Origin of the sequence: Arthrobacter sp. FW305-BF8, assembly GCF_021789315.1 — a bacterium.
Taxonomy (GTDB): domain Bacteria; phylum Actinomycetota; class Actinomycetes; order Actinomycetales; family Micrococcaceae; genus Arthrobacter.
The window spans coordinates 2,038,716-2,062,324 of record NZ_CP084561.1; the positions used below are offsets into that span (position 1 = coordinate 2,038,716).

Annotated in this window: 17 protein-coding genes; 9 read left to right on the top strand and 8 right to left on the bottom strand. The window is 66.7% G+C overall.

What is annotated here, in order from left to right:
• Positions 1-58: 58 nt before the first annotated feature.
• Entirely contained in the window at positions 59-1,441 is a 1,383-nt protein-coding gene (gene lpdA / locus LFT45_RS09075; RefSeq protein ID WP_236808012.1) for a dihydrolipoyl dehydrogenase, read from the bottom strand.
• Positions 1,442-1,697: 256 nt separating this feature from the next.
• Positions 1,698-3,215: a leucyl aminopeptidase gene (locus tag LFT45_RS09080; protein WP_236808013.1), complete on the bottom strand. Its 1,518-nt coding sequence runs from the start codon at positions 3,213-3,215 to the stop codon at positions 1,698-1,700.
• Between the two features lie 206 nt (positions 3,216-3,421).
• Here LFT45_RS09080 and LFT45_RS09085 point away from each other — a divergent pair, with 206 nt between their 5' ends.
• The 4 genes from LFT45_RS09085 to LFT45_RS09100 all read left to right on the top strand — a co-directional run bounded on the left by LFT45_RS09085 (position 3,422) and on the right by LFT45_RS09100 (position 8,799).
• Entirely contained in the window at positions 3,422-4,360 is a 939-nt protein-coding gene (locus LFT45_RS09085; protein WP_236808014.1) for a proteasome assembly chaperone family protein, read from the top strand.
• Positions 4,361-4,453: 93 nt separating this feature from the next.
• Positions 4,454-5,794: an MFS transporter gene (locus LFT45_RS09090; protein ID WP_236808015.1), complete on the top strand. Its 1,341-nt coding sequence runs from the start codon at positions 4,454-4,456 to the stop codon at positions 5,792-5,794.
• Positions 5,795-5,877: 83 nt separating this feature from the next.
• A complete protein-coding gene (locus LFT45_RS09095) occupies positions 5,878-7,260 on the top strand; it encodes a DUF4192 family protein (RefSeq protein ID WP_236808016.1) in 1,383 nt (460 codons plus the stop codon).
• A 270-nt stretch (positions 7,261-7,530) separates the two neighbouring features.
• Positions 7,531-8,799 (top strand): RNA polymerase sigma factor, encoded by a 1,269-nt coding sequence (locus LFT45_RS09100; RefSeq protein WP_236808018.1) that lies wholly within the window; start codon positions 7,531-7,533, stop codon positions 8,797-8,799.
• Between the two features lie 397 nt (positions 8,800-9,196).
• Here LFT45_RS09100 and LFT45_RS23480 read toward each other — a convergent pair whose 3' ends face one another.
• Together LFT45_RS23480 and LFT45_RS09115 are read right to left on the bottom strand one after the other, a co-directional pair.
• Positions 9,197-10,792, bottom strand: a complete 1,596-nt coding sequence (locus LFT45_RS23480; RefSeq protein ID WP_442863612.1) for an HNH endonuclease — start codon at positions 10,790-10,792, stop codon at positions 9,197-9,199.
• A gap of 127 nt (positions 10,793-10,919) precedes the next feature.
• A complete protein-coding gene (locus tag LFT45_RS09115; RefSeq protein WP_111903465.1) occupies positions 10,920-11,141 on the bottom strand; it encodes a DUF7455 domain-containing protein in 222 nt (73 codons plus the stop codon).
• Between the two features lie 225 nt (positions 11,142-11,366).
• Between LFT45_RS09115 and LFT45_RS09120 the strand changes: the two genes are divergently transcribed.
• Positions 11,367-13,472, top strand: coding sequence for a DNA gyrase/topoisomerase IV subunit B (locus tag LFT45_RS09120; protein ID WP_236808019.1), 2,106 nt, complete (start codon positions 11,367-11,369; stop codon positions 13,470-13,472).
• A gap of 58 nt (positions 13,473-13,530) precedes the next feature.
• Here LFT45_RS09120 and LFT45_RS09125 read toward each other — a convergent pair whose 3' ends face one another.
• On the bottom strand, positions 13,531-14,517 hold the full coding sequence (locus tag LFT45_RS09125; RefSeq protein WP_236808021.1) for a M56 family metallopeptidase: 987 nt from the start codon (positions 14,515-14,517) through the stop codon (positions 13,531-13,533).
• Between the two features lie 6 nt (positions 14,518-14,523).
• Positions 14,524-14,910 (bottom strand): BlaI/MecI/CopY family transcriptional regulator, encoded by a 387-nt coding sequence (locus LFT45_RS09130; RefSeq protein WP_190603345.1) that lies wholly within the window; start codon positions 14,908-14,910, stop codon positions 14,524-14,526.
• 272 nt (positions 14,911-15,182) lie between these two features.
• Between LFT45_RS09130 and LFT45_RS09135 the strand changes: the two genes are divergently transcribed.
• Genes LFT45_RS09135 through cydD form a run of 3 tightly spaced genes read left to right on the top strand, consistent with a single transcriptional unit; the run spans position 15,183 to position 21,434 of the window.
• Entirely contained in the window at positions 15,183-16,781 is a 1,599-nt protein-coding gene (locus tag LFT45_RS09135; protein WP_236808022.1) for a cytochrome ubiquinol oxidase subunit I, read from the top strand.
• A 33-nt stretch (positions 16,782-16,814) separates the two neighbouring features.
• A complete protein-coding gene (gene cydB, locus LFT45_RS09140; RefSeq protein ID WP_236808023.1) occupies positions 16,815-17,864 on the top strand; it encodes a cytochrome d ubiquinol oxidase subunit II in 1,050 nt (349 codons plus the stop codon).
• Between the two features lie 6 nt (positions 17,865-17,870).
• Positions 17,871-21,434 (top strand): thiol reductant ABC exporter subunit CydD, encoded by a 3,564-nt coding sequence (cydD, locus tag LFT45_RS09145; RefSeq protein ID WP_236808024.1) that lies wholly within the window; start codon positions 17,871-17,873, stop codon positions 21,432-21,434.
• Here the strand turns inward: cydD and LFT45_RS09150 are convergent.
• Positions 21,417-22,160, bottom strand: a complete 744-nt coding sequence (locus LFT45_RS09150) for an MBL fold metallo-hydrolase (protein WP_236808025.1) — start codon at positions 22,158-22,160, stop codon at positions 21,417-21,419. The genes cydD and LFT45_RS09150 overlap by 18 nt on opposite strands.
• A gap of 13 nt (positions 22,161-22,173) precedes the next feature.
• Positions 22,174-22,404 carry a zinc-ribbon domain-containing protein gene (locus LFT45_RS09155; protein WP_236808026.1) on the bottom strand — a complete coding sequence of 77 codons (231 nt, stop codon included), beginning with the start codon at positions 22,402-22,404 and terminating at the stop codon, positions 22,174-22,176.
• 161 nt (positions 22,405-22,565) lie between these two features.
• Here LFT45_RS09155 and LFT45_RS09160 point away from each other — a divergent pair, with 161 nt between their 5' ends.
• Positions 22,566-23,603: a GNAT family N-acetyltransferase gene (locus LFT45_RS09160; protein WP_236808027.1), complete on the top strand. Its 1,038-nt coding sequence runs from the start codon at positions 22,566-22,568 to the stop codon at positions 23,601-23,603.
• The last annotated feature ends 6 nt before the right edge of the window (positions 23,604-23,609 follow it).

The following is a 23,609-nucleotide window of genomic DNA, read 5'->3' on the forward strand; positions in this document are numbered from 1 at the left end:
CTGGTGCACCCTGCTGTTCGAGCCGGTGCACCAGGCCCTTAGTGTCTTGCGGAACGAATTAGCCGTGGAGGGGCTTGCCGGCCAGCGCCAGGTGCGCCTCGCCCAGGGCTTCGTTCTGGGTCGGGTGGGCGTGGACCAGCTGGGCCACGTCCTCGGGGTACGCTTCCCAGTTCACGATCAGCTGGGCCTCGCCGATCTGCTCGCCCATGCGGGCACCGATCATGTGGACGCCGACGACGGGGCCATCCTTCTGGCGGACCAGCTTGACGATGCCGCTGGTGCCCAGGATGGAGCTCTTGCCGTTTCCGGCCAGGTTGTACTCCTGGGTTTCCACCTGGTCGTCACCGAACTTGGCCTTGGCGGCCTTCTCGGTGTAGCCGACCGTCGCAATTTCCGGCTCGGAGTAGGTGACCTTGGGGATGTTGACGTCTTCGACGATGACGGGCTTGAGGCCGGCAATCTCTTCGGCGACGAAGATGCCCTGCTGGTAGCCGCGGTGGGCGAGCTGGACGCCGGGGACAATGTCGCCGACGGCGTAGATGTTGCCGACGCCGGTGTGCAGGCGCTCGTTGGTGATGACGAAGCCGCGGTCGATGTTCAGGCCGGCCTCTTCGTAGCCGAGGTTGGCCGTGACAGGTCCACGGCCGACGGCCACGAGCAGGAGGTCGGCTTCGAAGGTCTTGCCGTCCACAAGGGTGACCTTGACGCCGTCGTTGTTCTGTTCGACGCCCTGGAAGAAGACGCCGGTGGAGAACTTGATGCCGCGCTTCTTGAAGGCACGCTCAAAGTTCTTGACAATGGTGGCGTCCTCGTTCGGGACGAGGGAGGGCAGGCCTTCAACGATGGTGACGTCGACGCCGAAGGACTTCCAGACCGAGGCGAACTCGACGCCGATCACGCCGCCGCCCAGGATGATTGCGCTCTTGGGGATGTAGTCCATGGTGAGGGCTTCGTCGGAGGTGATGACCTTGCCGCCGATTTCCAGGCCCGGCAGGGAGCGCGAGTAGGAGCCCGTGGCGAGAACGATGTTCTTGCCCTTGTAGGCCGTGCCGTTCACGACGACGGTGTCGGTGCCCTGCAGCTTGCCTTCACCTTCGATGACGGTGATGCCCTTGGACTTGATCAGGCCCTGCAGGCCCTTGAACTTGCCGGCGATGATGCCGTCTTTGTAGGCGTTGACAGCGGTGATGTCGATGCTGTCCAGGGTCACGTTCACGCCGTACTTGGCGGAGTCGCGGGCGTGGTCTGCCAGTTCGGCCGAGTGCAGCAGCGCCTTGGTGGGGATGCAGCCGTTGTGGAGGCAGGTACCGCCGAGCTTGCCCTTCTCCACGAGGCCAACGGTGAAGCCAAGCTGAACGGCCCGGAGAGCCGTGGCGTACCCGCCGCTGCCACCACCGAGTACCAGGATGTCGAATTCTTGCGCAGTTGCCTGATCGGCCACTTAGACGCTCCCTCGCGTGAACGATGACACGAGAGTACGCATCATCTGGTCTTGGAAATTGCTCTGCCGTGATTATGCCAGCAGGCCATTTCCCTTTCATTTGTGACTACCGTGGTTCACCTTAGCGAACCACTTATCCATGCTCCACCTTGCCGGTGCTTTTGTGGAGCGCTTGTGTCCAGTGTCACGCGGCTGTGTGGCGAGCGGATCACGCTCCCACACAGCCGCGGCGCACCGGCCTGTGTGGGTAACAGACCTAGGCCAGGAGATCCTCAACGTAGGCCACGAGCGTGCGCACGGTGCAGCCGGTGCCCTGCTTCGGCGTGTAGCCGTAGGGCGCCCCGTTGTTGAACGACGGTCCGGCGATGTCGATGTGCGCCCAGGGGATGCTCTGGCCGCCCTTGTCCTTGCCTACGAACTCGCGCAGGAACACGGCTGCCGTCATCATGCCGCCGTGGCGCTCACCGATGTTGGCGATGTCCGCCACCTGGGAGTCGAGGCTCGGCCGCAGCTCCTCCGGCAGGGGCATGGGCCACACGAGTTCGCCGGCCCTGTCCGCGGCCGCTTTCAGCGGGCCGGTCACGCTCTCCGCGCCCATGATGCCGGCGGTGCGGTTCCCGAGCGCGATCAGCTGGGCGCCGGTCAGGGTGGCAACATCGATGATGGCGTCTGGGTATTCCTGGCTTGCCGCGACGATGCCGTCGGCCATCACCAGCCGGCCTTCGGCGTCGGTGTTCAACACTTCCACCGTCTTGCCGCCGAACATGGTCAGCACGTCGGCGGGACGGGAGGCAGCGCCGGAGGGCATGTTCTCGGCAATGCACAGCCAGGCGGTTGCCTTGACGGGCAGCCCCAGGCCCGCGATGGCCAGCACCGTATTAAGCACGACGGCGGCTCCCGCCATGTCGCTCTTCATGTCACCCATGCCGCGGGCCGGCTTGATGGAAATGCCACCAGTGTCGAAGGTGATGCCCTTGCCGACCAGGGCGATTTTCCGGGTGGCCTTGGCGGGGGAGTATTCCACCTTGACGAGCCGGGGCTGCCGGGCGGAGCCCTTGCCGACGCCCATGATGCCGCCGAAGCCTTCCTTCTCCAGGCGCTTTTCGTCCCACACCGTGACCTTGACGGGCAGTCCCTTTGACAGTTCCTTGGCGGCGTCGGCGAACGACTCTGGGTAGAGGTGGCTCGGCGGCTGGTTCACGAGCGAGCGAGTGGCGTTGACGGCCTTGCCCAGCAGGCGCGCACGGTCAAGTGCCCCGTTCAGGTCCTTGTCGCCGGCCAGTTCAGTGAAGATGGCGACGTTCGCCACGGGATCCTTGAGCCCGTCCTTGGATGAACGAAACTCGGTGAAGGAGTACGCGCCTAGCGCGGCACCCTCGGCGATGGCGGCAACATCGGCGATATCCGCCGTCGGGAAGGCCAGCGTGACCGAGGACAGGCCGGCAAGCTGGCGGACCGCGGAGCCGGCGGCGCGGCGCAGCGCCTCGCCTGTAACCTTTCCTCCGGCGCCGACCTTGCCGACGCCTGCCAGGACCAGGATTCCGGAGCCCGTTTCCGGAAGGCCGGGAAGGCGGACCGCCTGGTCCGGAGCGCCGGTGATGCCGAGGACCTTCAGGGACTCGGCCAGTGCCTCGACGGACTTCGCAGTCAACGGGTTGTCCAGCAGGAACGGGCCGTCGGTGCCCTGTCCGACGCCGATGACCACTGCGTCGCTTGCCGCCTTCTTCAGGTCCCTTGCAATGGCACTAAGGTTGACTTCAGTATTCTTGACCACGAGGATCGGTCCTCAATTCTCTGTGATTGTTCGGGCAGGGAGCGCAGGCAAATGAGCCAATTCCGATCGTAGTCTCTCGGTCCGCAACTGCGGGGAAGCGCCCGGGAGCCGGGCCGGTTGAGAGCCGCGCCACAGCGCGCCGAGGAATGACGCCGCTCTGCCGGGTGTTATGCAGATTAACTCCCTGACCACGAAAGGAACTCACCGTGTTTGAAAGGATTTCCGGCTCGCTGCTGGACCCCGATGCGCTCTACGCCAAGAACATTGGGCTGTTCCATAACCCTGAGCTCCGCGGGCTGAACCTGGTGATGGGCTTCACCGGTTTCGCCGACGCCGGCCACGTGGTCCGGCAGATCACGGACGAACTGCTGGACACGCTCGACTCCGAACGTGTTGCCGTGTTCGACGCCGACCAGTTGATGGATTACCGGTCCCGGCGCCCGCATGTGACCTTTGTTGAGGACCATCTGCAGGACTACCAGCCGCCCACCCTGGCCTTGTACAGGCTGGTTGACGGGCTGGGCAAGCCCTTCCTGTTCCTCGCCGGTTTTGAACCGGATCTGCAGTGGGAACGCTTTGCCCGTGCCGTGGTGCAGATCGTCGAGGCACTGGACGTCAACCTGGTGACCTGGATCCACTCGATTCCCATGCCCGTGCCCCACACCCGTCCCGTCGGAGTGACTGTGCACGGCAACCGGCCCGAACTCATTGAAGGCATCTCCTCCTGGAAGCCGACCGTGGAAGTGCCGGCCGCCGTCGGGCATGTCCTGGAACTCCGCCTGACCGACGCCGGCCGCAACGTTGCCGGGTACGTGATCCACGTGCCGCACTACCTGGCCGAGGCGGAGTACCCCACCGCCGCTGTGGCCGGACTGGAGTACCTGGGGGCCGCCACCTCGCTGATGCTGCCGACCGACAGGCTGCGCGAGTCCGGCCGTGAAGTGGGCCGGCAGATTGCAGAGCAGATCGAGGCCTCGGAGGAAGTCCAACAGGTGGTGGCCCGGCTCGAGGCCCGCTATGACGAAAAGGCCGAGGGCACGGTGCGCCGGTCCCTGCTCGCCAACGAGAACGACGAACTGCCCGACGGCGATGCCCTGGGCGCCGCTGTGGAGGCCTACCTCGCGCGGGAGAATCCCGCGACGTAAGCCCGGTCACGGGGAGGCATAAGACTCATCACTGCAGGGCTGAAACCGTGCGAATTAAATAGTATTTTTGATCCCGCTGAGGATAATAAAAGGGTGACTGCACCCCGCGCCTGGCTCATCTGGTCCATTGGCATCTTCTCGTACCTCGTGGCTGTGACGCAGCGTACGTCGTTCGGTGTGGTTGGGCTGGAGGCCACGGAGAGGTTCCATGCCAGTGCCTCGGCCATCTCCTTTTTCACGGTGCTGCAGCTGCTGGTGTACGCCGGACTTCAGATTCCGGTGGGCGTGCTGGTGGACAGGTTCGGCTCCCGCGCCATGATCGCCGGGGGCGCCCTGCTGATGGGTTTCGGCCAGCTGCAGCTGGCGTTTGCGGACAGCGTCCCGGCAGGTGTGCTGGGCCGGGTGCTCGTGGGTGCGGGCGACGCCATGACCTTCATCTCCGTCATCCGGCTGATTCCGCTGTGGTTCGCGCCAGCCCGGGTTCCGCTGCTGACCCAGCTGACCGGCATGTCCGGACAGCTCGGCCAGCTGCTGAGCGTGGTGCCGTTCGCCTTCATCCTGCACGCCGCCGGCTGGACCCCGGCGTTCCTTGCGCTGGCCGGATTCTCCGGTGTCGCCGTCGTGCTGGTGGTCCTGATGCTGCAGGATGTCCCGCCCGGCACGCCCAGGCAGGACGCAGCCAAGGGGCTGCGCGCCACTGGCGTTTCCCTGTCCCGTGCGTGGAAGCAGCCGGGGACGCGGCTGGGAATGTGGAGCCACTTCACGATCCAGTTCAGCGGTACCGTGTTCGCGATGACCTGGGGCTACCCGTTCCTGATTTCGGCGCAGGGGCTCGACGCCGGCACCGTCGCCTCGCTCATGTCCCTCTACGTGGCCGGCGCCATCGGGGCCGGGCCGCTGATCGGACGCTTTGTTGCGCGGCACCCCCTCCGGCGCTCCACCATGGTGCTCCTCCTCGTCGCTGCCACCGCGGCGGCCTGGGCAGCCGTGCTGCTGTATCCCGGCCGCTCACCGCTGTGGCTGCTGGCGGTCCTCGTCGTGGTGCTGGCCATCGGCGGCCCGGGTTCCATGATCGGCTTCGACTTCGCCCGCACCTTTAACCCGGCCCACCGGATCGGGACCGCCACGGGCATCGTCAACGTCGGCGGCTTCTTTGCAGCGCTCATGGCCATCTACCTGATCGGCGCCGTGCTGGACATCCTCAACTCGACGGGCTTTTCCCGCGGGGAGCTCTACGGCCTGGAGCCGTTCCGCATCGCGCTCTGCGTCCACTTCCTGATCCTCGGCGTTGGCTCCGTCGCCATGCTGGTGGTCCGGCGCAAGGTCCGCCGGCAGATGGCGGCGCAGGGCGTGGTGGTGCCTCCGCTGTTGCAGGCAATGGCCCAGCAGCGCAGGGCGCGGATTGCCCGCCGTAAGACTCCTTCCCGCGACTAGGGGTTTCATCCCTGCTGATTCCGTTGTCCACATAGGAAATCTTTCTGTCGCACCGACGGTAACCGCCGTCGGAAGCTGTTTTCATGACAGCACCCGAGCATCTCATTATCAGCGGACCCGAAGACATCCTCGGCTACATCCCGCACAGTCTTGGCTACTGGCCGTCGCAGAGCCTCGTAGCCATGACCATGCAGGGCAAGCGCCTCGGAGCGACACTTCGGGTAGACCTCCCGGAGGGCGGCGGACGCCGCGGCCGGGAGGCATTCGCCAGGACCGTGGCGGAGTACCTTCTGGCAGACAAGGAAGCCGACGGCACGCTGCTGGTCTTCTTTGCCGATGGCGGTTATAGCGACAGCCTCAACGACGACGGCCTTTATGACGACGGCCTTAACGATGACGGCAGAGAGGGTGCCGCGGCGTTGTCCTTTCGGCCCTTACTCGCCGATCTGGAATGCGCGCTCGGCCTGGCCGGCATGCCGGTGCGGGATGCCTGGCGCGTCGGCGGCGAGTACTGGCGCAACGTTTACTGCACTGACAGCAGCTGCTGCCCGCCGCCAGGGCGGCCCATCGCCGAGATCCGGGACAGCAGGCTCAATGCCGAAATGGTGTATCTGGGCAGCAGCGTCGGCGTTCCTCCCGGTACTCCTTCGCCCGGCGCCGCGGACACTCCGGCAGCGGATAATGCGGTTGTCATGGCAGCTGAACGCGAGTGGACTCTGGCCTTGGCCGGTAAGGGGACTCTTCGGGCGCAGTTCGACGCGGTCCTCGATGCCTGGGCAGCTGCACTGGAAGCCGTTTCGCCTGAGGCTGTACCGGGGGGAGGCGTCCCCGGGGGATCGGCGCTGCTTGCGGCCCGTTCGCTCTCGGGCCTTCCTGACGGCCTTGAACCTGAACTCGCCGGCTTCCTGCGCGCGTCCCTCCGTGTTCCAGCCTGGCGCGACGCGGTCCTCGTGATGGCCGCCGCAGGGCGCGCCGCAGCGGCCGCAGGTGCGGAAGCCTTTGGGATTTTCTCCGCGGGGGAGCGATTGCCCGTGTCCTACCCGCCGCTGCCTGAACGGCATGTGTCCCCGAGCTGTTCTGAACAAGGGCAGGCACCAATCAACCCCAACCTCCTGCCGGTCTCCGGCTGCGACGCCGATGCGCTGCCCGGCTATGGCGAAGTCCTGTTGGGCCTGAGTCCACCGGTGCCGGACTGGGACACGCTGAACCGCCTGGAAGGCCTGATGGAGGAGCTCTCGTGCGGCGGGGGTGAGGCGCAGGCCGCGGCGCTAACGGCGGCTGGCTGGATCGAATGGTGCCGCGGGAGGGGCTCCTTCGCGCACGCATCATTGACCCGGGCCCTCGAAGCCAGCCCGGGGTACCGGTTGGCCGAGCTGCTGTCCGAGGTGGTCCGGCGTGGAACGATCTGCGGGTGGGCGGGGCGCCGTGAAGCCGCATGGCAGAAATTCGGATCGGACGCTGCGTAGACCCGGGCCTCCCGTAGCCTGCCGGTGGGGTCTATTACGGCCCGGTCGGCCCCTGGCGCGGAAATCCGTGAGACAATGGAGGCCGAGACCCGGTTGGGTCCGTGAATCAATGCTTGCAGTGGATCCCATTCGGGAACATTGCGGCCGCTCCGGCAGTTCTACTTAGTGGCCCTGTCGGTCGGATGCATCTGATGTGAATCACGGACTTGACAGGGTCATAGTGGTGTTGCCCGAAGGTGACTCCACAGACCGCCGCTAGAAAGGTTTTCTGTGACCCCGTCTTCCGCGAAGAAGGAACCCGCCGCCCTGGCCGTTGAAACTGCCGAGGAGAAGCCGGCGGCATCCAGCGCCAAGCGTGGCGCCACCCGTGCCGCTGGGAAGCCCGAGCCCAAGAAGCGCGGACCCAAGCCCGGAGCCAAGGCTGCGGCCGAAGCTGCCGGAAGCCGCTCAACCGATGACGACGCTGAAGTCGAGGAGGACCTCGACGACGCGCAGCCCGACACCGCTGATCTGGTCGATGAACCCGACGAGGCCGGCAAGGAAGCCGCAGCGCCTACGGGTTCGGGATTCGTTTACTCTGACGCCGATGACGACGACGCACCTGTCCAGCAGGTCATGTCGGCAGGCGCCACCGCCGACCCCGTCAAGGACTACCTGAAGCAGATCGGCAAGGTAGCCCTCCTGAACGCCGAACAGGAAGTTGACCTCGCGCTCCGCATTGAGGCCGGCCTGTTCGCCGAAGAGAAGATCGCCGCCGACGACGGCTCCATGGACCCGAAGTACAAGCGCGAGCTTGAGTTCATCATCCATGACGGCAAGCGCGCCAAGAACCACCTTCTCGAGGCCAACCTCCGCCTCGTGGTGTCACTGGCCAAGCGCTACACCGGTCGCGGCATGCTGTTCCTGGACCTCATCCAGGAAGGCAACCTCGGCCTTATCCGTGCCGTCGAGAAGTTCGACTACACCAAGGGCTTCAAGTTCTCCACCTACGCCACTTGGTGGATCCGCCAGGCCATCACCCGCGCCATGGCGGACCAGGCCCGCACCATCCGTATTCCGGTGCACATGGTGGAAGTCATCAACAAGCTGGCTCGTGTCCAGCGCCAGATGCTGCAGGACCTGGGCCGCGAACCCACGCCCGAAGAGCTGGCGCTCGAGCTCGACATGACCCCCGAGAAGGTCGTCGAGGTCCAGAAGTACGGCCGCGAGCCTATTTCGCTGCACACCCCGCTTGGCGAGGACGGCGACTCCGAGTTCGGCGACCTGATCGAGGACTCCGAAGCCGTGGTACCGGCCGACGCCGTGAGCTTCACCCTGCTGCAGGAACAGCTGCACTCCGTGCTGGACACCCTGTCCGAGCGCGAAGCCGGTGTTGTGGCCATGCGGTTCGGCCTCACGGATGGCCAGCCGAAGACTTTAGACGAAATCGGCAAGGTCTACGGCGTTACCCGTGAGCGCATCCGTCAGATCGAATCCAAGACCATGTCCAAGCTCCGCCACCCGTCCCGGTCGCAGGTCCTTCGGGACTACCTGGACTAGGAAACGCTGGGCTAGTACACGCGAACAAAGGCCAGGCCTTCCGTCGGAAATCGGCGGCAGGCCTGGCCTTTGTCGTACCCGGGTGTCCCATTGTTGGAACGCGGGACCAGAGACGCGATGAACATGGACGTACGTCGGCGGTCGTGTTGCGGCACACAAGCCCCCGGCGCGGGTGGGCGCTGGCCCCCGGACCTCGTCTACCATGAGACCGTGCTAGCGGCTTAGCTATGACCCCGTGTCGCGTATCGGCAGCTCTCGATAAAGTACCCAGTCACCGTAAAGTACCCAGTCACCGTAAAAATTTCCGGTCGCCCGCCAGTTGGCCACCGGTCACCGTCCACCGGTCTCCTGGCCAGCCGGCCGGGGCGGCGCACCCCGACCGTTCCGGTTAACTGCTTCAAGGATCGCTGGACCCATGGTGACTGATTCCATCCGGACAGCTTCCCGATAGTCCGCTTCCAGGTAACCGGGTACCCGGCAGCGGAGGCGCGGTGGAGCGGTAGGTGTGACCCGTGGGTGTGGTGATTTCGATGGTCTGCCTCGGTCCTGGCCTGGGTTGGGCTTTCCAGCCGGGGAGTTCTTTGGTGTGGTTGCAGGCTTCGCACAGGCCCGCGCCGTTGGCCAGGGTGGTGGGGCCGTCGCTGTGCCAGGGGATGATGTGGTCGTGGTGGCGGATTGGGGCGTCGCAGAAGGGGGTGCGGCAGGTGTCGTCGCGGAGTTGGATGAAGCGGCGCAGTGGTGCCGGGAAGAGACGCCGCCGCGAGTCCATGGCCACCAGGTCGCCGGTCCCGGGTGCGGTGTAGAGCCGCCGGACCCAGGTCTTGAGCTCCTCAACTCCCTTGGGCTGTTCGGTGGTCACCAGGTTCCGGGCCCAGTCTCCGGGGACGGTGCCGTAGCCGGGGATCCGGGCGGGTTCGCTGTCGCCCTGCAAGAGGGTGCGGTCGGTCATGACGAGGTTGAGTTCGATGCCGGTGATGCCTCCGGGCGTGCCGGTGGTCCATTCGACCAGGGTGTCGGCTTTGATCTGGTCGTGGGAGCGCGGGTCTCCGCCGGCCCGGAGCGAGTCGGCGTGCCGGGTCAGTGCCGCGAGGACGGCGACGCCTTCGTGGACGGGCAGCAGCGCAGTCAGGTAGGTCATGCAGTCGGGTGCCGGGCGCAGGCTGACCCTGCGCTCCGAGGCGGCATGGCTTGCGCGTTGGGCCACGGAGCGGTGGTCTCTGCGGATGGCGGCCGCGCGGACAGCGGCGATGACGGTCCGGGTGCCGGCACCAACGAAAGTGCCGGTGTCGGCGGCTAGTTCTTCGTCGACGGCAGTCCGGTCCGCCGGACTCAGACAGGCGGTCTCTTTCGCGATGTGGATGACCCGCTCTTCGTTCAGCTGCCCGGTGTCCAGCGCGGCCAGGGTGTGGGGCATCTGTGTCAGGGCTTTTGCGGTGCCGAGGAGCCGGTGCCCGCGGTTTGGGGATTCGCCCCGGGCCAGCGCGATCTGCTCGGCCGCGCCCAGGCCCTGGTCTTTGCCGCGGTCCTTGCCCAGGTCCTCGGCGGCCAGTGGCGGCCGGTCGGTGGATTTCTGGCGGAGCCGGGCCTCGAAGGTCACAGAAAGCCGTGCCTGTTGCCCGGCGGCCCAGCACTTGATGTTCTCGTAGGCTCGGACTTGGTCGATCAGCCCGGCATTGTCGGCGGTGAGGTCAGCTGCCGGGAGAAACCAGCCCGAGGCAGCAGCGCTCGAGGAAACGCTGTCGTGGAAAGAGACGTCGTGAAAAGCACTGCCGTCAAAGAGGTCCTCGTCGAAGGGGCGGTCGGCAAACAGAACCTCTGGAAACGGATCCTCCGGAAAGGATGCCGGATACGCGGCGCCGAGGTCATCGTCATACGGAAGCCCGTTGTACGGGTCGGCGTGGAGAACCGCGGCGCCAGGGAACGCGGCAGCCAGCAGAGTGCCGGCGCCGGTAACGGCCGCCAGAGCCTGCTCCGATTCCCCAAATCCATTCATAGATACAGTCTGATGAGGGGGACTGACATTCAAGTGCTCCGGGGCCGCGGAAGAATAATCGGGCAGCGCCAGGCAAAGAAAAAGCCAGGACCCCCGCGCGGGGGGCCCTGGCTTTGAGCTTTGTTGTCTAGTCGACCGGAACCGGTGCCTTTTCGTGCAGCCGGTCCGTCTCATCGTGCCAGTCGGAGCTCAGCGGCCTAAGGGTCGCTTCGACGGCGCGTGAATGGTGGGCGCAGAAGAGCAGCTCACCTCCGGAGGACTCGAGTACAACCCGGACGTATGCCTGCGCTCCGCAACGGTCACACCGGTCAGCTGCGGTTAGCGTGCGGTCGGCAACTGCTGTTGTCATGTCGGCCTCCTTAGTAGATCTGTACATCTATATAACCAGCATTCGCAGCCATTCCATGGCAAGGATGGGTCACTTTCGCTGTCCGCGTATCACGTGTGCGTAACGAACCCCCGCAGTTCGGCCCCGTGTCGGGAGTGGCAGTCAGGCGTTTGGCGGCAGCGGGACTAGGCTAGAGGGAGCCTTTTAACGCCGATCCGGCCTGTTCCTCAAAGGAGTTCACTACCTGTGGCACCGAGTTCTGATTACACCGCCCGCCACCTTTCGGTGCTGGAGGGGCTGGAGGCCGTGCGCAAACGCCCCGGCATGTACATCGGATCCACGGACTCCCGCGGCCTCATGCACTGCCTTTGGGAAATCATTGACAACTCCGTCGACGAGGCGCTGGCCGGCTTCGGCCACGACATCAGAATCATCCTGCACGCGGACAACTCCGTAGAGATCCACGACGACGGCCGCGGCATTCCCGTCGACGTCGAACCAAAGACCGGCCTCACCGGCGTCGAGGTGGTCTTCACCAAACTGCACGCGGGCGGCAAGTTCGGCGGCGGCTCCTACACCGCCTCCGGCGGCCTGCACGGCGTCGGGGCCTCCGTCGTCAACGCGCTCTCCGCACGTCTCGACGCGGAGGTGGACCGCGGCGGCAAGACCTACAGGATGTCATTCCGTCGGGGGGAGCCCGGCCGCTTCAACGACAACGGCCGGCCCAACCCCATTGCCACCTTCGCTCCGTTCGTCGAAGACTCTGTCCTCGACGTCGTCGGCAAGGCGAAGCGCGGAGTCACCGGAACGCGTATCCGCTACTGGGCGGACACACAGATCTTCACCGCGGACGCCCGGTTCTCCTACGAGGAACTCACCGCCCGGGCCCGTCAAACCTCCTTCCTGGTGCCCGGCCTGAAGATCACCGTCCGGGATGAGCGCAAGCTCCCCGGCACGCCCGGTGAACTGGGAGCGCACGAGGAAGTGTTCCACCACGACGGCGGCATCTCCGAGTTCGTGGAATTCCTCGCCGCAGACTCCGGGGTCACGGACGTCTGGCGCCTGCACGGCGCAGGCAAGTTCAAGGAAACAGTCCCCGTGCTGGATGAGAAGGGCCACAGCAAGATTGCGGAAGTTGAACGCGACTGCGAAGTGGACGTCGCACTGCGCTGGGGGATCGGCTACGACACCACTGTCCGCAGCTTCGTAAACATCATCTCCACGCCGAAGGGCGGCACCCACCAGGCCGGCTTCGAGCAGGCCCTCGTGAAGACCTTTCGGAAGACCGTGGAAGCCAACGCGCGGAAACTGAAGGCCGGCAACGACAAGATCGAGAAAGACGACATCTTCGCCGGGCTCACGGCCGTCCTGACCGTGCGCCTCGCCGAGCCGCAGTTCGAGGGCCAGACGAAGGAAATCCTCGGCACCTCTGCGGTCAAGGCCATCGTGGCCCGGGTGGTGGAGAAGGAGATCGCGGCCAAGCTTAACTCCTCCAACCGCAACGACAAGGCCCAGTCGGCGCTGCTGTTGGAAAAGATCGTCAGCGAGATGAAGTCGCGCATCTCCGCCCGCGTGCACAAAGAAACGCAGCGCCGGAAGACCGCGCTCGAGACGTCGTCGATGCCCACTAAGCTGGCTGACTGCCGCACCGACGACGTTGCCCGCTCCGAACTGTTCATCGTGGAGGGCGACTCGGCTCTCGGCACCGCCAAACTGGCGCGCTCCTCCGACTTCCAGGCACTGCTGCCGATCCGCGGCAAGATCCTCAACGTCCAGAAGGCCTCCGTGGGCGACATGCTCTCCAACGCAGAGTGCGCGGCCCTCATCCAGGTGGTCGGGGCCGGCTCTGGACGCAGCTTCGCGATCGAGGCAGCGCGCTACGGGAAGGTCATCCTGATGACCGATGCCGACGTCGACGGCGCACACATCCGCACGCTGCTGCTCACCCTGTTCTTCCGCTACATGCGGCCCATGGTGGAGGAGGGCCGGGTCTTCGCGGCCGTCCCGCCGCTGCACCGGGTGGAAGTCATCAACGCCGGCCAAAAGGCCAACGAGATGGTTTACACCTATTCCGAGGCTGAACTGCACACCCTGCTGGCGAAGCTCGCCGCCGAGGGCAGGAAGTACAAGGAACCCATCCAGCGCTACAAGGGCCTTGGCGAGATGGACGCCGAGCAGTTGGCGGAGACCACCATGGACCCCCGGCACCGCATGCTCCGCAAGGTGAACATCGAGAACGCCCAGCAGGCGGAAGCCACCTTCGACCTCCTGATGGGGTCGGATGTCGCGCCGCGCAAGGACTTCATCATCGCCGGTGCGTCCAGCCTGGACCGCGAACGCATCGACGCCTGAGACTCGGCGCCCAGCGCCGGTTCGGCCAGAGGCCGGCTCAGCCCGAGGCAGCGCCGGCTCAGCCCAGCAGGCCGGGAACGATCAGCAGGGCGGTGGGCATCGCCAGCAGCAGCGCGCACACGGCAAGAACGGCTGCGCGGAGGCCGCCGGCCAGCGGCGGCCGGGGTGAGAGAAGGCGGCTGACGCGTGTCGCCGTCGTACTTGCCGGGCCGGCGCCGCCGGCACCATCCGGCAGCTGCAGGCTTGCCGCCGCAAAGCCAGCTGGTTCGACGACGGCGGCCCCCTGGGGTGCTGCCGAACCGCTGGCGACGATGGCTATCGCTTTGATCAAAGTCGCCTTGCTCTCCGTCTTGAGGGCGACGTCGTCCGCCAGCATCTCAATCAGGGAGTTCACGGCTTCCTGGGCGAGGCGTGTGGTGGGCAGCCACGGCAGTGCCTGGCGCCAGGCAGCGAACGCCCACAGCAGCAGGTGGTGGCGCTGGGTCAGGTGCGCGTTTTCATGGATCAGGACGGCACGCAGCTCCGCCGGTTCAAGGGCCGCCATAAGCCCGTCAGAGAGCACCGTCACGGAGCGGGCGCCACCTGGCAGGCAGTAGGCCACCGGGGAATCGTGGTTGATGACCACCGTGCCGGGCCCGTCGTCGGACGGCGATGCCAGGAGGGCCAGCAGCTCGCGGTGGCGCCTGCGCTGGCGCTCAATCTTGTAATAGGTCAGCAGCAGCGTGAAGACGAGGTGCGCTGTCAGTAGCGCCGCCGCGGAAAGCGCGAATAGATGCCAGAATCCCAGCGCGGTGGTGGGCGCTGCAAACAGCACCATGCCTGCCAGCGCGCGCAGCCCTGCCAGGAGGTTGTCGCCAACGGGTTCGAGACCGTACACCAGCATGGCGCCGATCATGGACAGCCCGCCGGCAAGGCCGATGGCCTGCCACAGCACCATAGCCGTGAAAGGGTCGCGCGCCGGCCAGTGGGCGCGCGAAAGAAGGATAGGTACCGGCCAGGCCAGTACTATCGCCAGGACCGCCAGGAAATATGAGGTCCAGAACATCAGGTGTTAGCTGTGGCCAAGCAGTTTGCGCAGGGTCTCGGCTTCACTCTCCGTCACGGATCCGATGAACCGGGCCAGCACGGCCTCGCGGTCCGGGGCGGATCCCAGCACTTCGTGCATGAGTTCGGCGGTGTGGTCTTCGCGGCTGGACACAGCCTGGTAGCGGTGCGGCCGGGTGCCGCGTTCGCGTTCCACGAGGCCCTTCTTTTCGAGACGCGAAAGGACCGTGAGTACGGTGGTTACCGCCAGGTCCTTGCCCTCGTGCCCAGCTGCTCCGCCATGCGCTGCCGTGCTCTGCGCAAGCAGGTCCCGCAGCGTGTTGGCCGTGGCTGCTTCATGGCCCGCCCAGAGCAGGTCCATGACTGCGCGTTCGAGTTCCCCAAGACTTGCCATCTGTACATCCTTTTGACAACGCACTGGCAGGGGCCGGCAGCCCGGCCCGTGCCGTGATTCCAATACTGCAACTTCAAATCTATCGCGTTTGGCCGTTTCTTTCTACATGAGGTAGAAAGATCGGCGCGTCGAGGGCGATTGCGTTCCTCCGATGCGCACGCAACCGTGTTTACAGTGTTCGCGCCTTGTTCTACACTCTGTAGAAGTTGAAGTTCTACGTTGCGTAGAAAACAACGCTGGAGAGCTAGACCCAACCGTAAGTAGGGACCGCCTTGGACGCCTTGGAAATCGCACGCTGGCAATTCGGAATCACCACCGTCTACCACTTCATGATGGTGCCGCTGACAATCGGCCTGGGCCTAGTGGTCGCAGTGATGCAGACGACCTGGCACCGCACCGGGAATCCGGCCTATCTGCGCATGACCAAGTTCTGGGGGAAGCTCTTCCTCATCAATTTCATCATGGGCGTGGCCACGGGCATCGTCCAGGAGTTCCAGTTCGGCATGGCCTGGAGCGAGTACAGCCGGTTCGTGGGCGACGTCTTCGGTGCACCACTGGCCCTTGAGGCACTCCTCGCCTTCTTCGTCGAGTCGACCTTCTTGGGCCTGTGGATCTTCGGCTGGAAACAGCTCAAGCAGGGCGTCCACCTCGCGTGCCTCTGGATCGCCGTGGTGGGCTCGTTTTTCTCCGCGTACTTCATCATCGTGGCCAACAGCTGGATGCAGCACCCCGTCGGCGTCACGATGATTGACGGCCGCCCGGTCATGACCGACGCCTGGGCCGTCTTCACCAACAACACCGCGCTGGTGGCCGTGCCGCACACGCTCTTCGGTGCCCTTGCCGTGGCCGGCGGATTCCTGCTGGGCATCGCCTGGTACCACCTCTGGCGCCGGCGCCGCGACGGCATCGACACCGTCGGGGCCGACGGCAAGGTCATTGCCGGTGAGGCCGCGATCCCGGGCCGCGACCGCACCGACTACACGGTGTGGATCAAGTCTCTGCGGATCGGCGCCGTGGTCGCCATGATCTCCTTTGCCGGAACTGCCCTCACCGGAGACCTGCAGGGCAAGCTGATGTTCGAGCAGCAGCCCATGAAGATGGCCGCCGCCGAGGCCGCCTGCCACGACGGTACGGGATTCTCCGTCCTGAGCGTCGGCAACGTCGGCTCCCGCAACTGCGATGACATCGTGGCGCTGATCGAGGTGCCGGGCATCCTCTCCTACCTCGCCAAGGGCGACTTCACCACCGAGGTCAAGGGCGTCAACAGCCTGCTGGACCAGTACAAGTCCGACTACGGCACGCACCTTCCTGACAACCCCATCTACGGCGACCGCGCCGGCCAGGAGATCGAGTACGTGCCGGTCATGGAGGTCACCTACTGGGGCTTCCGGGCCATGATCGGGTTCGGCGGCCTGGCTGCCCTCGCCGCCCTGGTGGCACTCTGGCTGACCCGCAAGGGGACCGTTCCCGAGTCGCGCTGGCTGATGCGGCTGGCCGTGTTCGGCATCCTGGCTCCCTTCGGTGCCAACGCCGCGGGCTGGATCTTCACGGAAATGGGCCGCCAGCCCTTCGTGGTGGCCCCCAACCCCGACCTCAACGGCATCGACCAAGTGTTCATGTTCACGGCCGCGGCTGTTTCGCCAGGGGTTTCCGCCGGCGAAATCCTGACGTCCCTCATTGTCCTCACCCTGATCTACGCGGTGCTCCTCGTGGTGGAGGTGAAGCTCCTCGTGAAGTACGTCCGGGGCGGCGTGGCCTCGGCTATGCCCGAACTGGTCCACGCGCCGGTGGACGAGAACGAGGACGCCACACCCCGCGGCGGACCGGACAAGCCCGGAACCTCCGACGACGTCCTGGCCTTCGCCTACTAAGACCCGAGCCTATTTAGACCGAGGATACAAAGCATGGAACTGCTGCCAACCATCTGGTTCATTGCCATCGCCGTCCTGTGGACCGGCTACCTCTTCCTGGAGGGGTTCGACCTTGGGGTCGGGATGCTGATGAAGATCTTTGCCCGCAACAACACCGAACGCCGGGTGCTCCTCAACACCATCGGCCCGGTCTGGGACGGAAACGAAGTCTGGCTTCTTACCGCCGCCGGCGCCACCTTCGCGGCCTTCCCGTTCTGGTACGCCTCCCTGTTTTCCGCCCTGTACCTGCCGCTGCTGCTGGTCCTGGTCGCGCTGATCTTCCGCGCGGTGGCGTTCGAGTACCGCGGGAAGGTGGACACCGACCGCTGGCGGAACACCTGGGACTGGGCGATCGCCGTCGGGTCCTTCCTGGCCGCCTTCGGCGTTGGCGCCGCGCTGGGCCTGACCACCACCGGACTGCCGCTGGACGCCAACGGCGACCGCGACGGTGGCCCGTTCGCCTGGTTCAGCTGGTACGCCGTGCTGGGAGGCCTGGCGGTGGTCTGCTTTGCCCTGCTGCACGCCCTGGCGTTCCTGGCACTGAAGACCGACGGCGACGTGCGGCACCGCGCCCGGCAGTGGTTTGTGCGGCTGCTTCCTGTCCTGCTCCTTCCGATGGCGGGCTGGGCCATCGGCGTGCAGGTCCTCCGCGGTGAAGCCTGGACGCTGGTTGTCCTCGCGGTGGCCGTGATTGCCGCGGCTGTGGCCTGGGCCCAGGCCCGGAAGGGAAACGAAGGCCGGGCCTTCCTGGCGACGGGTGTGTTCCTGCTGGGCGGCTCCGCTTCCATCTTCGGGGCTGTGTTCCCGGTGGTCCTCCCGTCCACCATCGACCCCGCGTTCAACCTCACCATCGCCAACGCCTCGTCCTCGGACTACACCCTCGGTCTGATGAGCATCGTGGCGTGCGTCGGGCTCCCGCTGGTGATCGCCTACCAGGCGTGGACGTACTGGGTGTTCCGCCGCCGCGTCAGCGCCGCCCACATCCCGGAGGCGCACAGCTTCCTGCCCGCGGTCGCCGCCAAAGCATTCATCAGGAAAGACTGACCCGCAGTGAAACCCCAGTTCCCGTCCGGACCCTCCACCCGCCGTGCCCTTTACGGACTGGGCCTGCTGGCTGCTCTGAAGGCCCTGTCCCTGGTACTCCTGGGCCAGGCCGTCGCCTCGGTGCTGGCCGGCCTCATGACGCAGGACGCCGCGTGGGCTGACCAGCTGGGCTGGGGCGCGGCAGGCGTGGTGCTGCGGTCTGTGACGGTCTGGGCCCAGGGCGTCGCCGCACGGCGCGCCGCCCTGGGCGTCAAGGAGGAGCTGCGCGCGGAACTCCTGGAGACGGCACTGCGCAACGGCGTCCGGTCCGCCGGCCCTGCCGACGGCGGCCTGGCGGTACTTGCGACGCGCGGCCTGGACGCCCTGGACAGCTACTACACGCAGTACCTCCCGGCACTGGTGAACTGCGCGGCCATACCGCTGCTGCTCGGCGCCCGGATCCTTTTCGCCGACTGGGTCAGCGCAGTGGTGATCGTGCTGACGGTGCCTCTGGTCCCCGTGTTCATGGTGCTGATCGGCCGCTACACGGAGGACAAGGTGCTGGATGCGCAGGCCGCCCTGTCCCGGCTCTCCGGGCACATGCTCGAACTCGCCAAGGGCCTGCCGGTGCTGGTGGGACTGGGCCGCGCCGCCGCCCAGCGCCGCGCCCTGGAGGACATTTCCGAGGACTACCGGCAGCGGACCATGGGGACCCTGAGGACGGCGTTCCTCTCCGCCCTCGCACTGGAACTGATTGCCACCATCTCCGTTGCCGTGGTGGCGGTGTTCATCGGCGTCCGGCTCGTCCACGGCGACATGGCGCTGGAGGCCGGGCTGCTTGCCCTCATCCTCGCCCCTGACTGCTACCTTCCCCTGCGGGAGCTGGGAACCGCACACCACGCGAGCGACGACGGCCGGGCCGCCCTTGCCGAAACCACGGCGGTGCTGGAAGCGCCGGAGCCCCGGCGGCTCGTGCCCGTTCCGGCCCCGGCAGAACCGGTCGGCGTGGAGGCCGCAGGTGCGGCGGGCCCGGGCAGCCTGACAGTCCGGGACCTCACGGTCAGCTATCTAGGAAGGCAGGGTCCCGCCGTCGGCCCTCTCAGCTTTACGGCGCCGGCCGGACTGGTCACCGCGTTGGACGGCCGCAGCGGGGCGGGCAAGAGCACGGTGCTGGCCGTTCTCGCGGGCACGGTCGGAACCGGAAGCGGTACCGCGGTCTCCGGCACTGTTGAAGGATTCGCGGCAGGGCATGTGGCCTGGGTGCCGCAGCACCCGGTGATGGTGGCTGACACTGTCCGCGGTGAAGTCCTGCTGTACCTGACGGCCGGGACTGTTACGGCCGGCACAGCAGCGACCGGTGCAGCGGCCGCCGCCGACGAAGCACACGCCAGGGGAGTGCTCCGCTGCCTGGCGGCCGTCGGTGCGGACCACCTGGCGGACAAGCATCCGGCCGAACTGAGCCCGGGCGAGCTGCGACGCGTGGCCCTGGCCCGCGGCCTGGCCCGCATCGAGGCGGGAGCCACGGTATTGCTTCTGGATGAGCCCACGGCCCACCTCGACCGGGATTCGGCCAACCGTGTCCACGACGCAATCCGTTCGCTGCGCGGCCGGGCCACCGTCATCCTGGTGGCCCACGACCGCCAGACGAGGGAACTCGCGGACCACATCGTGCCGCTGTCCGGCCGAGGAGCGGCGGCACCTGCTGCGCCCGCTGTTGAAATCCTGGCCAGCGCCCATGGTTCGGCCGGCGCCGGCGTTCCCAGCGCCGCCGATCCCAGTGTTTCGGCCAACGGCGGGGGCGCCGCCCGGGTGGAGGCCGGAACTGCGGCGCCCGGCGTACCTGCGGCCGGGGCGCAACCCGGCTCCGGCCACGTGGCCGGGATGCTCGCCCGGCTGCTCGCGCCCGTCCGCGGACGGTTCGCTGCCTCCGGGTTCGTCGGCGCCCTGGCCGCCCTTTTCGCCGTCGCGCTTTCCGGACTGTCAGGATGGCTCATCCTGCGCGCCAGTGAGCAGCCGCCCATCATGTACCTCCTGACCGCCATCGTGGGTGTCCGCTTCTTCGGGATCGGCCGCGCCGTTCTGCGCTACTGCGAGCGGCTCCTCCTGCATGAAGCCGTGTTTGCCTCACTGACGAAGCTCCGCGGCGGACTCTGGGCATCCCTCAGCCAGCGCGCACTGTCCCTGCGCCGGCTGCTGCAGGGCGGCAACGTGCTGGGCGCCGTCATCGATGACGTCGACACCGTCCGGGACCTGCTCCCGCGGGTGGTGCTTCCGCCGGTTACCGCAGTGGCGGTGGCCGCAGCTGCTGCCGGCACGGTGGGCTGGCTGCTTCCCGCGGCGCTGCCGGCAGTACTCGCCGCCGCCCTGGTGAGCCTGGTGGCCGCCCCGGCCGCGGCGCTGCTAGCCGACCGGATGTCGGCCCAGGCCGAACAGCGGCTGCGCTCCGGGGTCCTGCGGCGGGTGGCCGCGGCACTCGATGCCAGGGCAGAACTGCACGCAAACGGCGCGAAGCGGCCGGTTCTGGACGGCATCCGTGCGCTGGACCGGGACGCTACCGGCGCAGCCAGGCGTTCCGCGTGGGCTGAAGGCCTCGGCCAGGCACTGACCGTGGCCGCGTGCGGCGCGGCCGCCCTCTACAGCGCCGTGCTGGCGGCTCCCCAGGTGCTGTCGGGTTCCCTTCCGGCGACCACTGTTGGCGTCGTCGTCCTTCTGCAGTTGGCGCTCGCCGAACCCTTTGGGGCCATGACGACGGCGGTACGGCAGTTTCCGGCATTGCGTGCGGTCCTGCGCCGCATCGGAGAGTCGGGCGTGCTGCAACCGGGAGACCCCGGCGCTGGCAAGGATGCCGCTTATGACAACAACACCGCTGTTGGCAACAACACCGGGCAGCCTTCCCGGCCCGGCTCCCGGAAATTCGGGCAGCCGGGCGTTGAACTGGATGGATTGTCGGCCGCGTGGCCCGGAGGCGGGACTGTCTTCACCGATCTGTCCGCCGTGGCTGAGCCCGGCCGCTGGCTGGCGGTGACTGGCCCGTCCGGTGCCGGCAAGTCCACGCTACTGGCAGTGATGCTGGGCTTTCTCCCTGCCCGGGCAGGCCGCATCGCGGTGACGGGTACCGCGGCGTGGTGCCCGCAGGAGGCGCACCTCTTCGACTCCACGGTCCGCGGGAACCTGCTGCTCGGCAAGCGGCAGGAGCCCGGCGCCGGGTCCGCTGCGGAGACCGAACAGGCGATGCGCGAAGCGCTCGCGGCGGTTGGGCTTGCGCCCCTGCTGGCGCGGCTGGAAGACGGACTGGATACCCGCATCGGCCCAGGCGGGGCATTCCTCAGCGGCGGGGAACGGCAGCGTTTGGCGGTCGCGCGCACGCTCATGACACAGGCCGACGTGATCCTCCTGGACGAGCCAACGGCACACCTCGACGCCGCATCCGGCCGGGCGCTCATTGCGGACCTGCGTGCCGGACTTGCGTCGCGCACCGTGGTGCTGGTGACCCATAACCCGGCCGACATCAGCCCCGACGACGCGCTCCTGGACCTTTGCCCCGAACACCGGCTCGCCGCCGCGGCGATGGCGTCAGGCGGGTCCGTTTGACCTTGCGATTGCAACGGCTTCTTCGATTCCCCCGGCCCAGGGCTCGCCGTGTCCCGGCAGCACCAGGGATGCCCCGGTCTGGGCGAGTTGGCTGAGGGTTTCAAGGTTCTGGGCGCTGTTGGCGGTGGCAGCTCCTGCCACGATGCGCGGCCCCTTCCGGCCCGTGTAGGGATCCAGGGTTACCAGGGCGTCACCGCTGAAGAGAAGGTTGCGGTCCCGCAGAAAGAGGCCGCAGTGCCCGCTGGTGTGGCCGGGGGAGAACACCACTTCGGGGGCACCCGGAACGGGAAGAGCGCCGGTGACGGGCATGGGCGTCAGGTTGCTGACACCGTGCACACGCAAAGCGCCAGCCCTGACCATGCTGAAAAGTACCGGCAGGCCCGTAGGGTGCGTGAGGGAAAAGATAAAACGCGATTTCTCGTGCCGGTACCGGTAGGGATGACGGGCGATGTATGAGTCCCCGGTGTGCACCCACACCGGAACCTGATACTCGGCATTGAGGCGGCTGGCCAGTCCGAGGTGGTCGAAATGGGCGTGGGTCAGCACCAGCGCCCTGATATCGCCAAGGTCATGCCCCATTGCCTGGACCGAGCTCCGAAGCGTGTCCCACATGGCAGGCAGACCCGAGTCCACCACTGTGAGCCCGTCCTCGCCCTCAACGACGTAAAAGTTGACGAATGCTTCCGAGATGCGATGCACGCCGGCCGCCACGGTTGTCAGTACCATTCCGGATTCCTCCCTAGCCCACCAGTGCCTGTTTCTGCCGGCTGTTGACCACGGACGTGGCGCCACAGTTCGAGCAGGTGACCCGGTACGAGCGGGACGTCGTGAAAACCGGGATGAAGAACAGCGTGAATTTCGTGGCGCGCTCCTCCAGATGCTGGTGGGCGAACACGCCGCAGTACCGGCAGGACGCTGTACGGCCGGGGAGCAGCTTCTGGACCGTCTTGAACCCGAAGAGTAGAAGCATGCTGTGCCTTTCAGGGAACGCTGGCCGGTGATTCGGTGATTCGGTGATTCGGTGATTCGGTGATTGCCCCAGCCTAAGCCTTCCCGTGGCGCAGCGTCAGGAATGCCAGGCAGCGTCAGGCAATGATGGCGCGGCCTCTTCCCGGCGGCTAGCCTGTTCCCATGACGCACACGGACGCCTCTGGCCTGACAGCGGACGGTTCAGCCGGTCTGCCCGCCGTCGACTTTCCGGAACTGCAATGGCGAAGCGCGAGCCCTGCGGATCTGGACGCGTGGGCTGCGCTGATCGCCCGCACCGCCGCTGTCGAGGAGCCGGTGTGGTTTGAACGGCGGGCGGACCTGGAACAGATCATGGAGTCCAAGAACAACCCGGTGGGGACGAACACGGTACTGGGCCTGGACTCCGACGGCGTCCCCCGGGCCTACGCCCGTCTCACCAAGAACAAGGACGGGGCCAAGGCGCACGGATTCTGTGCCGTGGACCCGCAGCGGCAGCGCCGCGGTGTGGGCACAGCCCTGCTGTCCTGGCTGGAGGTCCGGACAAGGCAGCGGTTCGCGGAAGATGCAGGCGCGCTTCCAGACGATGCCGGGCCGGCGCCACGGCTGCGGCTTTTCACCGAGCAGAAGCAGCAGCACCAGTGCGTGCTCCTGCAGGAGTCCGGGTATGAGGTGGTCCGCTACTACAACGAGATGCACCGGCCGCTGTCGGCTCCGCTGCCCGAAGCACCCCTGGACCATGGGCTGGAACTGGTGCCCATGGAACCCGGGCTGAGCGAAGCCCTGCGATTGGCGCACAACCAGGTCTTCGCCGACCACTGGGGCAGCGAACCACGGGACGAGGAGTCATGGGGCTTCGTGGTCAACGACCCCCTGGCCCGGCCCGACCTCAGCGCCGTCGTGCTGGAGAGCCGCACTGGTGAGATCGCCGGCTACCAGCTGGCCAGCTACGACCCGGACAACACGGCGGCGCGCGGGTTCAGCGAGGGCTACACGGACCTGCTCGGTGTTCGCCGGGAGTTCCGCGGGCGCGGCATAGCCCAGGCGCTTCTGGCCGACGCCATGCGGCGCTTCGCCGCCGCCGGCCTCGACAAGGCGTCGCTGGACGTGGACTCCGAGAACCCCACCGGTGCCATGGCGCTGTACCGCAAGATGGGCTACGCTCCGGTCAACACCAGCCTCGCGTGGGACAAGGTCCTTTAGCAGGAC